This window comes from Mesorhizobium sp. B2-4-1 (assembly GCF_006442185.1).
Lineage (GTDB): Bacteria > Pseudomonadota > Alphaproteobacteria > Rhizobiales > Rhizobiaceae > Mesorhizobium.
In genome coordinates, this window is record NZ_VFVN01000010.1 from 217,442 (window position 1) to 231,214 (window position 13,773).

Genomic DNA, 13,773 nt, shown 5'->3' on the forward strand with positions numbered 1-13,773 from the left:
CGCCTTTTCATCGAGAGCCAGATAGGCTTACTCTAAGAAGGTCGCCCGGAGCCTTCCATGTGCAACGATTATGAACAGCATGTCCTGTGGGCTGAATACTGTCGGATGATGGCGTCGCTGGCGCTCAAAATCCCGGCGCACCAAACCGAACTCGATTTGCCGCAGGCGGATGACATCCGCATTAATGACCCGGCGCCAATAATGCGCGGCGCCGGCGATGCGATTGAATTGGCATCGATGACGTTCGGATTTCCGCCGGCGGGCCCAAAGGGGGGACCGGTGTTCAACTTTCGCTCCGAAGGGAGGCAATTCGCAAACAGCAATCGATGCCTCATTCCGGCCTCCGGGTTCTTCGAGTTCACTGGTGCGAAATATCCGAAGGCGAAACATCGCTTTACGCTCAACGGCTCTCCATTTATGGCCATCGCAGGGCTTTGGCGTGAGGCCGCCGGCAACAAGCCGCCTACCTTCACCATGCTGACGACTGATCCCGGGCCCGATGTCGCACCATTTCATAACCGGCAGGTCGTTGTTCTTCAGCCGCAGAATTGGGCTGCCTGGATCAACCTGACGAAGCCCGAATCTGAACTCTTGCGGCCGCTTCCGGCGGGGTCGCTTAGAGTGGAAACGGTGCGCCCGCAAAGCGCGTAACACGAGGCCGATCCTGACGATCATTCCATGTCGGGTACGTCACCGCTGACGAAAAGCGTTGTAGGCGGGCCGTAGTCCCCAAGCGCTGGATCGGCATCGCGGCTCCATGCGATGACGCCGACATGCTGGTAGCCAGCGCCTTGGTTATGCGAACTGCCCTTTCCTCGCTTTGCTGATCCGCCGGGCCGTAGGCGGCAAACAGATCGCCCTCGTTGCCGCGATCAAAGGCAATGACGACGATCAGCTTTGGCTTCTTCTGGCCAGGCAGGACATGGTCGGACATCATCTCTCCTTCGCATCAGCGCGAGGCCTGCTTTTCCGTCGCCGCTTCAAGCGCGTTTATTGCATCACAGACGGCTTGGCGCTTGGGTTCGACCGGCTCGTCAGGGTGGAAATGAGAAAGCGAAAGAGTGGTGAAGACGACGGTTAGGTCGCCGATGAGGTCTCGCATTTTGAACCGATCTTCGACATCGGCCGCAATGCGCCAGGCCAAGATGGAATCCCTTCCGCTAAGCGTGTCTTTGCCGCCTCGCTCAACATCTGCACGAAGCATCGCCAACGCGGTGACGCGGTCGACGAGTTGGGTTTCCGGATCGATCAGTAGCTCCAGATCCACGCTTAGAGGCTTGCGTTCTTCAGGCCAGCCGGCACAGCACGCCTCCAGGGCGGCGGTATGGGCTTGGCCCCAGGCTTGTGCGCAGGCGCCGGCTCGACCGTCCAATCCATCTTCCGGAAAGCCGTTTATATCCCAGCCTTCGAGTGCAAAGGCGCCTTGTGCCGCTTCCTCGGCTGTGAAACCGGCGCGCTCCAAAGCCGTCTCGGCGGCCGCGATGCCGCGCGAAATCTCCTCAGGCGATGCGCCTGGGACGGTCAAAACCAGGTCCATGTCTGTCTCCGGTAACTATTTTAGCTACAGTGAACGAAAAGAGAACATTGAGTCAAGACTGCTCTTGACGAGGAAGGAATATGTTCCTTATTCCTGAATGACATCTGAGCAGGAAAGAGGCATGGGAACGCGCCAGAACGCGCCGGCCGGCGAAGCTATGTCCGAACTGGAAGAGGTGGCTGAGCAGGCCATAGCCGCAGCCGGCGGCGATGTCTTGGTCGCGTTGCTGAATGTCCTTGCCAGGAACAACGACCTTGAACGGGAACTGGGCTTGTCGCGGGCCGCAGTCTCGAACGGCTATTCTCGCGGCTGGCATAAGGCGCGGGTTCAATGACCGAGACGGCGGAAGACAATTTCCGGATCGAAGTCTGGGATCGAGAGGAGAAAACCCATCTCGAAACCATATGCCGATCTCCGGACGCGGTGGTCAGCCAGGCAGCTTGGCAGGCGGCCATTCGGCGTCGGCCCGGAATGCTGCTGATTCACTACAACAGCCGCCATGTCATGGAGAAGATTATCACTCCGGGCGAGGTGAAGGTTCCACCGCAGACTGTCATCAACGGCAGCATTCATGCCGGGTTGGACGTTTCACTTGGCGATCTGCGCGAATGGCACACGTTGCGAGCTTGGTGCAAACGCTGCTCGCACTATGCCGAGGTGAAGCCAGCCGCACTTATTCGGCGATACGGCAAGGACGCGCTGTTCAGCTCCGTTGAGAGGGCGCTTGTCTGCACGAGCTGCGATCGAGGCGGTCCGGTGAGACTGGAGATTCACAAGCTGCCGCGGAATTGAACCGGCTCCTGAGGGAACGGCGAAGGTCCTAGTGTTGCCTGCGCCAATTCCAGGGCTTGTCGAATGAGCCGGCCCACAGGCCGCGCTTTGCGGTCCTGGCTTCCTGCTCGGCTCCAACGTAGAAGCCGGCACTGTATTTCGGCCAATCAAGCGCATAGCCCTGCCTGACCATCCATTCGCCGATATCGACGCCTGCGGCGGTGCAGACAGCGACCATGCGCCTGTAGCGATCGCGGTCGACTCCAATGCACGATGTTGGGCGATGCGCATCGAGGAAATCCGCCAACACCAGAGACGCCTGCTGGCCGCAACGGTACTTCTTGCCAGAGGCGATGGCGCAGATCTGAGCACTCTCCGGCGCGTCCATGCCATTGAGGCGAATCCGCTGTCCATGAATTTCGATCGTGTCGCCGTCCACGACTGATGGAATGCCCACCAGTGGTTCGGCCACGGAAGGCAAGGTGAGGCAGAGCAAGGCGGCCGACAAGCGGCAGACACCAAGGGCGGGAAATCGCCGCATCTCAGCCATCGCACGCGCAGCCGGGCGCTTTGTGGCATCGCTTCTCTCGCGAGATGCAGCTATCGCCACATGCCTGACCGGCCGAACAAGTCTTGCAACATCCCTCGACATGAACCGTCGACCAGGGCACCGGCGCCTGTGGGCGCCGCACGACCGACGCAGGATCCACCGGCATGAAAACGCCGCCGATCGCCAATGCGGCGATAATCCGAAACATAACTGCGCCTCCCTACGACACCCCGGCTCTGTGCCAGCGACCTCGGTGATCCAAGACCCAGGTCCTTAGTTCTCTTCTTTACCTTCTTGGTCGGGGCAGTTCTTCCCTCATCCGGTTCAGCTGTGCCGCAGACTGAACCGACATGCAACTGAGCCCCGCCACGCGGCGGGGCTTCATCAAGGTCAGGCCGCTACAGCCTGGCACCTTGCCAGGGCAGTCCCTCAGGCTTTGACGGATGCCTTGCGCGTCTTCTTCAGCGGTGACTTGATTGACGCCGCAGGTGTTCTTGCGGCTGCAAAGCGCGCTGGTTTTTTTGTTTTCTCGTTCGCGGCTGGTGCGGGCGCCATCGCCTTTCGTCCAAGGCCTGCTGATTTCGCCAATGCCGAGCGAGTTGCCGTATAGTTCGGCGCCACCATCGGATAGTCAGCTGGAAGGTTCCACTTCAGGCGATACTCATTAGGGGTCAGATCGTAGTGAACTCGAATATGACGCTTGAGCGACTTGAACTTCTTCCCATCCTCAAGGCAGATAATAAAGTCTGGCGTCACCGACTTCCTGATCGATATTGCCGGTTCCTGCTTAACCACAGGCTCTATCGCCGGCGTGCCGATGCCTTTCAGAGCGGCATGAATATCGCCAATCAGCTTCGGCAACTCGCCGACCGGCAGCGGATTGTTCGAGACATACGCGGCGACGATGTCGGCCGCTATCGACACAGTATCCAGTTGGCCGTCTTGTTCGAGAGCAGTGGTCATATAGTTTCCTCTTACCGTATCGGACGAATTGATCGGGCTTTGATTTGCCATACCGCCAGCGAGACAAATAGTTCATTTTTCTCTACAAGCCACATGTTTTCCCAAAACATGCCGAAAATACTACTCCTACGCGTGCCAACCTAGGCAAGCAGAGCCGGAAAGGCTGTCATGAACGAAACGCCGAGAGGTCGTTGGCATAGTACCCCTGAGCCGGGGCCTCACGGAAAAGCATTGCGAGCGTAAGCCGACGAGCGGGCTCACGCGTTCGCCGTAACGATCGCCGCCCGTATGTTGGGGACTCGTTCCAAATCCACCTACATTGTCGGGACAAACTTTGTCGATCGCGATTCCTGCGCTGGAAATGAGGGAAACCTTGCGGCGGCTCGCGCTGGCGACGGCAGCATGCCATCTGTTGACCATTCCACATCCGAACCGATTTCTCCTGCCGGCGGCGGCAGCCTTTCGCATGTGTCCGAGCCTGCTATAACCAGTGCTTCGACACGCCCATGCATCAAACTTGAACCAAGCAGAATGAAGACCAGCATCGATCACTTGCCTGAGCACAAGCAGGAAGAGTTGGCCCGCGAAGTCGAGATCCTGCATGCCGAATTCGAGGACGCACTGGCCGAGAGCAGCGCCGACTGGAAGAAGAGCGGCCGCATCCTGAAAATCATCCTGTTCGGCTCCTATGCCCGCGGCAACTGGGTCGACGAACCACTGACAATGAAGGGCTACCGCAGTGACTTCGATCTGCTGGTGGTCGTCAACAACAACAAGCTTTCCGACTACTGAGGGCCTTGATGACGGCGCAGCTAAGGTCGTTACGATGGTGGGATCGCCGGCGAGAGTTCGATCGAGGAGATCGACAATCTCTGGCCTTCCCTAGTCTTAGATAGAACTGCCCTATCGCCTTTCCGCAAGGATCGCCTCGGCAGTTTTTTCGTCGGTGATCAAAACGTCGACGATACCGAGACGCAGCACGGCGCGCAGCACCGGGACCTTCTCGAGGCCACTCGAAGGCAGGATCACGGTTTCAATATCGCGTAGGTTTTCTGGAGCGAGGCCTATAACACGATGGTTGAGAGGGTGATCGACGAGTTGTCCATCGGCATCGATCCAGTGGCCGCAAATGTCGCCGACGGCGCCGGCCTCGTGCAGCGATGTGAGATCGTCATCGCCTACCAATCCGATCCGAAAGATGGTGGCGTCCTTGTGCACCGCACCGACGGAAACGAACGCGGCGTCGACGTCGCGGGCATGGGTGAAGGCGTCCTCCAAGATAGACTGGCGCATCAGCAGATCGCGCGTAGCCTCGGTGTCCGTGAACACCGGTGCCGCGATGTAGAAACATCCCGCATCGAAAAGCGCCGCGAGCCGGGAAGCTATCTCATAGATACTGATCGCCGACCCGCGTGTGAGCCCGCCTAGCAGGGAAACGACGGACATCGCTTTGACCGGACGCACCGTCACCGAACGGAGACTTAGCTGGAGCGTCCGCCCCCATCCCACCCCCACCGAGACCCATCACGTATTCTAAGCGACAGGGCTTCGCCGGCCGCGGCTGCGATGACTTGTGGTACCAGAGCAGGATCGGGCGGTGTCGGGACCACAACTGGATCCGAGACGCCGTAGGCGTCCCGCAACCGGTTCTCCAGCTCGATGCAGTTCGCCACTTTCGAATTGATGCGTATCTGAACTATTCCTCGCTCGCGGGCGTGCGCGAGCATTCGGTTGACGCGAAGGCGGGTTAGGCCAAGAGACTTGGCAATTTGCGCCTGCGTGAGGTCTCCCACATAAGGAAGCCAAGCAGCACGCACGAGGAGCCCTTCCTCGCGATCAGCCGAGACGGCGTTGGTTACGGCGAGGCGGCCGTCCCGCTTCTTTCGCGGTGGTTTGTCCATCAAACTATCCTATCCACTCTCCGCCCTACGGGCGGCTCGGTGGGGCCGTGTCCGCACCGAACGAGGCATCCATCGATTTCTGGGGCGCCGACCTTTAGCATCGGTGATAGCGGTCGAAGGACAAATCCAAGCGCACATCATGGCAAATCGCGTCGATGATAGCGGTCGTCAGCGGCAGGCGATGGCCGGGAAGTACGTCCTGCGCCATCATCTTCTCCAATGCTTGGCCAAGATCCAGCGCCAGTTGCGCCCCTTCGACCGTGTCTGAGCTCATATGTTCACGCTTCGCCACGGAATAGGGCAAGCCACGGCCGAGCCAGCGTCCCATGCGACCGTTGCGGCCCGCTTGGCAGGTCACATAAAGATCCCCGGAGCCGGCCAGTCCCCACACCGTTTCTGTTCTTCCGCCCATGGCTTCGACCAAAATCGCCATTTCCGCCAGCGACTGCGAGAAAAGTGACGACGCCAGATTGTGCATGAGAGCATCGTTTGGCGCCTTGTTAGCGCGCTCCAGCAGTCCCATGGGGGCGCCTACGGCCAGCGTGTAGAAATTCTTGAACGCGGCGCAGATCTCGACTCCAGCGAGATCGGATGATGATCGGACGTGATAGAATGGAGCTCGCAGGATGCGGAGTGCCGCGGCAAGCTGAATGGGATCGTGCCCGGCCACGATCACAGAGGTATCGCGCTGTGCCGCCAGCTCGCCGGCAATGCACGGCCCGCCGACAGCCATCACCGGGAGCATCAAGCCGGTGCGCCGTTCAATCTCGCGAGCAAGCAGACGTGGCAGGATTTCGATGCCTTGGTCGCTCGCGGCGAGCCCTTTTTAATCATCAATATTGGCACAGGCGACTTGATGCTTTCCGCAATTCGGTCGATCGCCCAAGGAACGCCGGCCGACGAGACCCCGAGTATAAGCAACTCTGGTCTGTCATTCATCGCTTGCCCGAATTTTCCAGGAACAGGCATTTACCGCTCTGGGTAGCGTGATGTTGAGGCGCGGGTGATGACCTGTGCTCGCCACGGAGCCAATGATCTCCTCGTCGAGATGGGTGCCAACCAGAGCGATGCGGTTACCTGCGTGAGCGGCCGGAAAGGTCATGGCAGAGCCCATGACGCCCGCGCCGAGGACAACGATCTGCGCCATTCAAGTTCTCTCCTTGTCCAGCCGTTCGCCGCTGCTTTCATCGAACAGGTGGATTCGGCCAGGCGTCGGCTCCAGATTGATCACAGCTCCGGGAGAGAGTTCCATGCGGTCATGCAGGACCGAGCAGATCGTCATCTCGCCCATGTTTGCAAAAACATGTATTTCGGGGCCAGTCGGCTCGACAACCTTGACGGTCGCGCGGATGCCGCTTCCGTTGGCAACCGGTCGAAGATGTTCGGGCCGAATGCCGTAGATCGCCTTTTGGCCGGGCCGGACCGAAGCCTTCGGCGGAAGCGGGAGGGACAGTTCGCCGGTCCGTACCACCCAGGCGTCTCTCTCGGGTGCCACCTCGCCATGAAACATATTCATTGCAGGCGAGCCAATAAACGCGACGACAAAGAGGTTTGCCGGGTTATCGTAGACCTCGAGCGGGCGCCCAATCTGCTCGATACGGCCATCACGCATGATGACGATGATATCGGCCATGGTCATAGCCTCGATCTGGTCGTGCGTGACATAGACGGTGGTGGTCTTCAGCCGCTGGTGGAGTTCCTTAATTTCAGTCCGCATCTGCACTCTCAGTTTGGCGTCGAGGTTGGACAACGGCTCGTCAAACAGGAATACGGTTGGATCGCGCACGATGGCGCGGCCCATGGCAACGCGCTGCCGCTGGCCGCCCGAAAGCTGGCGAGGGTACCGTTCCAGGTAGGGGGTCAGATTGAGGATCGACGCCGCCCATCCCACCTTCTGTTTGATTTCTTCCTTCGAGCGTTTCTTCAACTGCATGGAAAAGGCCATATTGTCGAAGACCGTCATGTGCGCGTAAAGCGCGTAATTCTGGAACACCATCGCGATGTTGCGGTCCTTGGGGTGAAGGGTGTTGACGACCTTATCGCCTATGGAGATTCCACCCGACGTTATTGGCTCAAGACCGGCTATCATGCGCAACAGAGTGGACTTGCCGCACCCGGACGGCCCTAACAAAACGACAAACTGGCCGTCTTCGATCGAAAGATCGAGTGCATGGATAACTTCGACGGCGCCATACTCCTTCCTCACGTTGTCGACGGTTACAGACGCCATAAATTGCTTTCCCTTCGATTGTCCTTGCCTATTAGCTACCACTTCACCGCGCGAGACCTCGGCGGCGATCAAATGCGATTCACCATTCACTCTCCAGGAACTCTTCCAGCAGCCCCGCATCGGCGGCCAGATTGACAAAGGACCAGCGGCCACGGATTTCTCGCGAATAGCGAATGGCATCGTGCCAAAGCTCTCGCGGCAGGCCCAATTCCGAGCCGGTGACCGGCCCCCCGACAGCCTTGAGCACCGCCTCCATGCGCGCAACCGGCATTGCCATTGGCCGAAGCTCCCGGCGCAGAGCCGGCCAGATTTCGCCAAGTTTACGATTGAAGGCTTCCGTCTGACTGGGCTCGAGTGCTGTGTTCTTCATCTCGGTAAGACAAAGCGGCCCAAGCTGGGCGCCATATCGGGCCAGCATCGCGGCTTCGTCGACAACGGTCGGCCTTGCCCGCGGCGGCTCTTCCAGGTCCATCAGCCTGGCTTGCAGACGCGCCATCACCAGCGAGGCAACCCCAACCTGCTGACCATGCGTGGTACCAGGATGACGCTCCCGCGCGAAGATGTCGATCCAATGGGAGATCTGGTGCTCTCCCATGGAGCCCGGATGGGAAACGCCGGCGAAGCAGACCCCCATCGAGCATAGCGTCAAGACGCGCTGGAGGTGCCCAACTGCGGTGATGTCATGCCTGGCAAGGCCAGAGGCATGGGCCAGCATGAGCTCCTCATCGGCCGCCTGCAGCAAATAGGGCACGTCAGTGTAGTAGGTGCCGAACAGCCTATGGGAGGCCCACCAATCGATCTGGGCAGTGGAACGGCAGAGGCTGTCGCCGAGCCCGGCGGCGCTGAGCCAGGTCGGCGCTGCGGCCGAAATGCCAAGGTCCAGGAAAATGCCGCGCGGGGCGTGCGACGGCAGCGAGATCTTGAGCCCTGAAGCCAAGGTCACAGACGCTGTCGAAGCACCATAGCCATTCATCGAGGCTGCCGTGCCGAAGACTGCATAAGGCCGGTTGTCAAGGAAGGTTGCATGCTTGCAGCTGTCGTTGAGGACGCCGGATCCGACAGCCACGACCCCGTCCGCGTGCCGCGTCCTCTCCCTGACCATCTGGATCGTTGCTTCGTCGCAATCGAGGCCTTGAGGCAGCACGATCTCAGCCGCCAGAGCCAAACTGTATGTTGCTCTCAGCAGGCCAACGACCAACCTTACCTTGGTCGTATCACGGGCACGACCAAGCCCGCATCCTCAAGGCGATCCGGCGCACACCGGGATAGACGAAGGCAATCTCCGTTAGCTCGCGATTTTCCTCAGATTTCATTGCTTACTCCCCGTTGAAACCGGCCGGCATCAAAGCACCACGGCTGGAGAGAGTCGATCCTACCGTTATCTCAACCACCAGATCGCGCCAGCGATCACCAGCAACACAAAGACAATCCAGAACAGCCATTGGCCGCCCCGGTTGCCATGCTGTTTATCGTATTCGGTCATCAGTGAAACTCGCTGACGCGGCCCTGTTCGTCTGTGACCCGTATCCACATCATTCCGGGCTCGCGTCCGGCTGTCACAGCACGACCCGTCCATGAGGACGCCGCCTGAATGGCGCTTGGCGCCTCTATCTTGTTGCGCCTGAATACGGCGTTGCCGTTCAACTCCTCCACGACATACTCGGCCATGGATGCCTCCTGAAGGCCGCCCAGGGCATTCAGCCGTACCCTCCCGCGGCTGCTGGATCCAAATGGTACGCCTCTAGAGCTGGAAATTATTCTGGCGACTTGAGGTTCCGGTAACTAGCAAATTCGAACTCGCTGATCTTACGCGTGCCCAGATCGGTGACGCGCACCCACGGTCTGCCAGGTGTTCGCCCCGGCTTTAGTGGTCGCTGGATCGCCTTCACAACGGCATGAACGTGGCTGTGGGCTTCCACTGAAGTCGTGCTGATCGCCTTCGTGCCATTCATCGCCTCAACTTTGAAACTTCCCATCAGCCCGATCACCCCGCGCTGATCTCTAGTCCCATCCGACATCGAAAGGAACTGTCATGGCTCTTTCCCTGACAAGGAACCTTGATCCTTCGACCTCCTAACGATCTGGCTCAAACCAAGTCGTGGTGATGCCGTCAGGATGCGTCACCCTGATCCATTCGCCGGTCTGGGGTTCCTCACCATACGGTATCGTTATTGGTCCACGGGTCTTTGCGGCCTCGACATCGTTCTCGGCCTGAATCTCGGCCCGTTCCACCGCTTTGCCGTCGCGTATCAACTCGACGATGAACCCCTGCATGCGTCTCGTTCCTCCGGCGCAGACACTATCCCAAACGTCACCGAAAGGAAAAATCATGGCTGCTTCCCGTGAAAAGGAATCGCTTGCCAAAGTGCTCGCACACGAAGGCGGCTATTCGAACAACAAAGCGGACCCGGGCGGCCCAACGATGAAGGGCGTCACCCAGCGCGTTTATGATGGCTATCGCCGAGGGAAGGGGCTTTCCACCCGGTCGGTGAAGAACATCACGACCGCCGAGCTCAACGACATCTACGACAAGCAGTACTGGGACGCGGTGAAGGGCGACCTTCTGCCCGATGGCGTCGACTACGTCGTGTTCGATGGCGGCGTGAACTCCGGGCCCGGCCGCTCGATCATGTGGCTCCAACAGGCGCTTCGCCCGGCCTACACCGGGCCGATCGACGGCGTCGTGGGCGTGGGCACCCTGGCGGCGCTCAAGGCGGTCAACAATAACGACGCGCTGATCGACTGCATTTGCGATGCACGCATGAACTTCCTTCGCCATCTCGGCACGTTCCGACTTTCGGCAAAGGCTGGACGGCGCGTGTCGCCGAAGTGCGCGCGATCGGCAAGGCATGGGCGACCGGCGAGAAGCCGCAGGCCGCCAACTTCATCACCGGTGGTCAGGCAAAGGCCCTGGTCGAGGATGCCAAGGCAGCGCCATCGACCGCGCCGGCCGACCTGGCAACCGGTGGTGGCGTCGCCGGCGGCGGGCTCGCTGGCACGTTGACCGAGCTGCAGAACCAGATATCGCCGCTCTCTTATTCGAGCGAGCTCATTGGAAAAGTCGTCGTCGCCCTGGCGTTCGCGAGTGCGCTGCTGGTCATCGGCGGCCTTGCCTATCGCTGGTACGTCAATCGGAAGGCCAAGCGCCTGGCTGAAGCACTCGGGACCGCGCCGGCATGACCTGGCTGATCTCCCTGGTTGCCGGCCTCATCGGCGTTCCCCGCCCTCTGGCCGGGCTCATCACATGGGCCGCCATAGCCGTCGCAGTCTCAGGCGGGGCACTCGGCGGCTGCGCACTCATCAAACATTGGGGCGCCGACGAGCTGCGCGCCAAGATCGAAAAGGAGAATACTGATGCGATCCACAAGGGCATTGACGCTCGCATGTCTTTTGACGAGTGCATCGACGCTGGCGGCGTGTACGACTTCGGGCGTCAGCGGTGTAACGCCGCTACGACAGGCCCTCGGTAACAGCCTTGCCGGGGCGCAGGGCAAGACAGTTGCCGACCAGAACAAGATCGACCGCACCATGGCGCCAGGCTGCGCCGTGAAGCTCTACACCCGCGCAGAATGCGACCTGCACACCAAGGCAAGCGCCGCGCGCCGTGCCGAACTGAAATCATAGCAGTGCATTAGGACCGGGATGATGGCGGTATCGGGGACAAAGAGCCTAGAGATGATGGTCGGTGGCCTCGTCGCCGCCATGGAAGGCGTCCAGCGCGATGTGACGGAAATCCGGCGCGACATCAAGGACAGCGATGCACGCGCTGCTCTCTCCTACGAACAATCCGAACAGCGTGCCGCTGCCAGCCGTTCAAAGATGTACGCCAAGACCGACGAACTGGTTGAACGGCTTGCGGAGACTGAAGGTGCCGTCAGATCGCTCAGCGAGGATATGACGGAGGTGAAGGCGGTAACCGCTGAGGTGACCCGCTGGAAGCTCATGGGCCTCGGCGCGCTCGGTGTAACCGGCATGGCAGCGGCGGCGCTGGCTTCGCTGGTCACCGCCTACTGGGCCGATATCTGGCGCGTGCTGCGGGGAGGGTAGGCATGCACCCGAGCTAGGTGATCTCGTAATAGAAATCGCAGATCAGATCGGCGACTTTCACCGCCTCGAAGTCCGTCATGTGCGCCGCGTTCTCTACAGCGACGGTTTCCAAATCATCCTGATCGATCGCCAGAAGGTCCAGCAATTTTGCAAATTTGATTTTGAGTTCGCGGTCGCCGTTGAATTCGTCGATCGTCACATTCAGAATGTTTCCATTCGCCTCGATCAGCCTCGCCTGAATGTTATCTTCGGAAGCTGCGAGCGCTCGGATCGCAGCGAAGAAGTGTTCACGAGCATTGGTATATTTGTCGTCCATTTTTGACCTTCTATCGGGTGGAAGCGCGCCCTGGACGCGGGGGGCAAGCCGCGACGTACGCTTTCCATAGAGCCGAAGTCAACAACTTCGGCGCGGCCTATGGCACGCCCGAACTCATGCAGGACATAAAAGTGGGAGCTTGCCAACCTGCGCAGGATAGGAGCGCCGCACGATTGGGCCGCGACCACTATGGAGCAGCGGCCCAATTCACTTAGGCTGTTTTCCGCTTCGGCAGAAGCTTCGGCAGGTACTGCAACGCAACGCTGTCACGGCCCCGGAAGTAGTCTATCGCCTTGTTCGGCATCCGATCTTCGCGGAAATGGCGCCGCCAGTCGGCGAGCAACCTTTCGGGGTAGGCCTTGGCTTGAATACGTATCGATGCCTTTGGATCGGAGCCATTTGCAAAACATGAGACCGTGATGTCCAACCGGAACATTCCGTTGGTTCGCGACATACCGCCGAAGATGGTACGGAATATTTCTGCAAAGGTTATTTTAAGTAAAAAAAGGCGATTATATATTTGACGGACCCACCACAAAGGGTTGCCCAACGTCTGTTGATGTTGGTATCAAGACAGACCGATGAACCAGGGTTTTGACTATGGACGATTACGATAACCGGCGTGGCCTACGCCCTGATTGAGATGTAGGAGCGATGAAACATTTCTGAGGGTTCGCGATTAGGAGCGCATGCCCCGCTTCTTCTTCGATCTAATCGACAACGGAACCCCATACCCGGATACGGAAGGCACAGACCTTCCAAGCCTAGCTTCTGCCGAAGATGAGGCAGCAAGGGCGCTGCTCGAAATAGCAAAAGAGCAGATGCCGGACGGCACGTTTCGCGAAGTCGCACTGCAAGTTCATGACGGTACAAGCGGCCCGCTATTTGTGGTAAAGGTCACGTTCGAGCTCATCCGCAATGGACCGTCCCCTGATGGACGAGTGGGAACTTGATCACCTTGCGGCAGCAAATGCGCGCCTCTTCCAGATACGAGCGGCGGCAGGGGTGGAAGACCTGCACTCCACTATCGCGGAGACCCGCCGCATAATCGCGGAGTCCCGCAAGCTGCTAGATCGGATAGCTGCCAAGTCAGGCGCTACCCAGCCGTAGGGGAACGGCAAAGCACCTCATAAGTGGAGACAGAGCGCGCGGCGCTTTCTATCCCCGGTATCCACATTTCAAACGAATCCTTGACGGATATGTAATCGCCTAAAAAATTGCGGACAACCCAGACCCCTACCTGTGCCTTCCCAGGGGGGCCTTCCAGCGCCGGCACAAAACAGCCCTCGTGGAACAATCGCGCGCTGAACAGCTTTGGCCCTTGCACTGTTCCCATTCAGTGCCATTTCTCGATGACACTCGCCTGCCGAGAGGTGGCGGGCTTTTTTTCGTCCAGCCCGGAACGACCAGCGCCGTGAGAGGTTAGGCGTCTGGCCGATGCTCCTCCCTCCCTCCCTC

Annotated in this window: 21 protein-coding genes and 2 pseudogenes; 9 read left to right on the forward strand and 14 right to left on the reverse strand. The window is 59.5% G+C overall.

Annotated elements, in window-relative coordinates:
• Nucleotides 1-57 precede the first annotated feature (57 nt).
• Nucleotides 58-651 carry an SOS response-associated peptidase gene (locus FJ949_RS24010; RefSeq protein WP_140499771.1) on the forward strand — a complete coding sequence of 198 codons (594 nt, stop codon included), beginning with the start codon at nucleotides 58-60 and terminating at the stop codon, nucleotides 649-651.
• 20 nt (nucleotides 652-671) lie between these two features.
• On the opposite strand, the pseudogene FJ949_RS24015 reads toward FJ949_RS24010, so the two are convergent.
• Together FJ949_RS24015 and FJ949_RS24020 are read right to left on the reverse strand one after the other, a co-directional pair.
• Nucleotides 672-934 (reverse strand): annotated as a pseudogene (locus FJ949_RS24015) (hypothetical protein).
• Between the two features lie 15 nt (nucleotides 935-949).
• Entirely contained in the window at nucleotides 950-1,537 is a 588-nt protein-coding gene (locus FJ949_RS24020; RefSeq protein ID WP_140499772.1) for a hypothetical protein, read from the reverse strand.
• Nucleotides 1,538-1,658: 121 nt separating this feature from the next.
• Between FJ949_RS24020 and FJ949_RS24025 the strand changes: the two genes are divergently transcribed.
• Entirely contained in the window at nucleotides 1,659-1,871 is a 213-nt protein-coding gene (locus tag FJ949_RS24025) for a hypothetical protein (RefSeq protein ID WP_140499774.1), read from the forward strand.
• A complete protein-coding gene (locus FJ949_RS24030) occupies nucleotides 1,868-2,329 on the forward strand; it encodes a hypothetical protein (protein WP_140499776.1) in 462 nt (153 codons plus the stop codon). Before FJ949_RS24025 ends, FJ949_RS24030 begins: the two co-directional genes overlap by 4 nt.
• Before the next feature lie 28 nt (nucleotides 2,330-2,357).
• On the opposite strand, the gene FJ949_RS24035 is transcribed toward FJ949_RS24030, so the two are convergent.
• Both FJ949_RS24035 and FJ949_RS24040 read right to left on the reverse strand, forming a co-directional pair.
• On the reverse strand, nucleotides 2,358-2,849 hold the full coding sequence (locus tag FJ949_RS24035) for a thermonuclease family protein (protein ID WP_140499778.1): 492 nt from the start codon (nucleotides 2,847-2,849) through the stop codon (nucleotides 2,358-2,360).
• A 438-nt stretch (nucleotides 2,850-3,287) separates the two neighbouring features.
• Nucleotides 3,288-3,821, reverse strand: coding sequence for a MucR family transcriptional regulator (locus tag FJ949_RS24040; RefSeq protein WP_140499779.1), 534 nt, complete (start codon nucleotides 3,819-3,821; stop codon nucleotides 3,288-3,290).
• Nucleotides 3,822-4,352: 531 nt separating this feature from the next.
• Here FJ949_RS24040 and FJ949_RS24045 point away from each other — a divergent pair.
• Nucleotides 4,353-4,610 (forward strand): annotated as a pseudogene (locus tag FJ949_RS24045) (nucleotidyltransferase domain-containing protein); the annotation flags it as partial.
• A 114-nt stretch (nucleotides 4,611-4,724) separates the two neighbouring features.
• On the opposite strand, the gene FJ949_RS24050 reads toward FJ949_RS24045, so the two are convergent.
• The 8 genes from FJ949_RS24050 to FJ949_RS24085 form a co-directional block, all read right to left on the reverse strand.
• Nucleotides 4,725-5,291 (reverse strand): sugar-binding domain-containing protein, encoded by a 567-nt coding sequence (locus FJ949_RS24050; RefSeq protein WP_246680029.1) that lies wholly within the window; start codon nucleotides 5,289-5,291, stop codon nucleotides 4,725-4,727.
• An 11-nt stretch (nucleotides 5,292-5,302) separates the two neighbouring features.
• The gene (locus FJ949_RS24055; RefSeq protein WP_140499785.1) at nucleotides 5,303-5,722 is read right to left on the reverse strand and encodes a helix-turn-helix domain-containing protein; all 420 of its coding nucleotides are present in this window, start codon (nucleotides 5,720-5,722) and stop codon (nucleotides 5,303-5,305) included.
• A 94-nt stretch (nucleotides 5,723-5,816) separates the two neighbouring features.
• Nucleotides 5,817-6,467: a hypothetical protein gene (locus FJ949_RS24060; RefSeq protein WP_224646713.1), complete on the reverse strand. Its 651-nt coding sequence runs from the start codon at nucleotides 6,465-6,467 to the stop codon at nucleotides 5,817-5,819.
• Nucleotides 6,468-6,653: 186 nt separating this feature from the next.
• Nucleotides 6,654-6,869, reverse strand: coding sequence for a hypothetical protein (locus FJ949_RS24065; protein ID WP_140499788.1), 216 nt, complete (start codon nucleotides 6,867-6,869; stop codon nucleotides 6,654-6,656).
• Nucleotides 6,870-7,952 (reverse strand): sn-glycerol-3-phosphate ABC transporter ATP-binding protein UgpC, encoded by a 1,083-nt coding sequence (ugpC, locus tag FJ949_RS24070; protein ID WP_140499827.1) that lies wholly within the window; start codon nucleotides 7,950-7,952, stop codon nucleotides 6,870-6,872.
• A gap of 79 nt (nucleotides 7,953-8,031) precedes the next feature.
• Nucleotides 8,032-9,096: an iron-containing alcohol dehydrogenase gene (locus FJ949_RS24075; protein WP_224646721.1), complete on the reverse strand. Its 1,065-nt coding sequence runs from the start codon at nucleotides 9,094-9,096 to the stop codon at nucleotides 8,032-8,034.
• Nucleotides 9,097-9,434: 338 nt separating this feature from the next.
• On the reverse strand, nucleotides 9,435-9,620 hold the full coding sequence (locus FJ949_RS24080) for a hypothetical protein (protein WP_140499792.1): 186 nt from the start codon (nucleotides 9,618-9,620) through the stop codon (nucleotides 9,435-9,437).
• A 405-nt stretch (nucleotides 9,621-10,025) separates the two neighbouring features.
• Nucleotides 10,026-10,226 carry a hypothetical protein gene (locus tag FJ949_RS24085; protein ID WP_140499793.1) on the reverse strand — a complete coding sequence of 67 codons (201 nt, stop codon included), beginning with the start codon at nucleotides 10,224-10,226 and terminating at the stop codon, nucleotides 10,026-10,028.
• A 55-nt stretch (nucleotides 10,227-10,281) separates the two neighbouring features.
• Between FJ949_RS24085 and FJ949_RS24090 the strand changes: the two genes are divergently transcribed.
• The 4 genes from FJ949_RS24090 to FJ949_RS24100 all read left to right on the forward strand — a co-directional run bounded on the left by FJ949_RS24090 (nucleotide 10,282) and on the right by FJ949_RS24100 (nucleotide 11,999).
• Complete coding sequence (locus tag FJ949_RS24090; RefSeq protein ID WP_246680031.1) at nucleotides 10,282-10,956, forward strand: glycoside hydrolase family 108 protein; 675 nt, start codon at nucleotides 10,282-10,284, stop codon at nucleotides 10,954-10,956.
• Nucleotides 10,953-11,132: a hypothetical protein gene (locus FJ949_RS30865; RefSeq protein ID WP_224646668.1), complete on the forward strand. Its 180-nt coding sequence runs from the start codon at nucleotides 10,953-10,955 to the stop codon at nucleotides 11,130-11,132. The genes FJ949_RS24090 and FJ949_RS30865 overlap by 4 nt, the downstream gene beginning before the upstream one ends.
• Before the next feature lie 174 nt (nucleotides 11,133-11,306).
• The gene (locus FJ949_RS24095) at nucleotides 11,307-11,576 is read left to right on the forward strand and encodes a hypothetical protein (protein ID WP_140499795.1); all 270 of its coding nucleotides are present in this window, start codon (nucleotides 11,307-11,309) and stop codon (nucleotides 11,574-11,576) included.
• 51 nt (nucleotides 11,577-11,627) lie between these two features.
• The gene (locus FJ949_RS24100; RefSeq protein ID WP_224646671.1) at nucleotides 11,628-11,999 is read left to right on the forward strand and encodes a DUF1515 family protein; all 372 of its coding nucleotides are present in this window, start codon (nucleotides 11,628-11,630) and stop codon (nucleotides 11,997-11,999) included.
• 13 nt (nucleotides 12,000-12,012) lie between these two features.
• Here FJ949_RS24100 and FJ949_RS24105 read toward each other — a convergent pair whose 3' ends face one another.
• Both FJ949_RS24105 and FJ949_RS24110 read right to left on the reverse strand, forming a co-directional pair.
• Complete coding sequence (locus tag FJ949_RS24105) at nucleotides 12,013-12,315, reverse strand: hypothetical protein (RefSeq protein WP_140499796.1); 303 nt, start codon at nucleotides 12,313-12,315, stop codon at nucleotides 12,013-12,015.
• A gap of 211 nt (nucleotides 12,316-12,526) precedes the next feature.
• Entirely contained in the window at nucleotides 12,527-12,742 is a 216-nt protein-coding gene (locus FJ949_RS24110) for a hypothetical protein (protein WP_224646673.1), read from the reverse strand.
• Between the two features lie 262 nt (nucleotides 12,743-13,004).
• Here FJ949_RS24110 and FJ949_RS30445 point away from each other — a divergent pair, with 262 nt between their 5' ends.
• Nucleotides 13,005-13,268 carry a hypothetical protein gene (locus FJ949_RS30445; protein WP_181172140.1) on the forward strand — a complete coding sequence of 88 codons (264 nt, stop codon included), beginning with the start codon at nucleotides 13,005-13,007 and terminating at the stop codon, nucleotides 13,266-13,268.
• Nucleotides 13,269-13,773: the final 505 nt, after the last annotated feature.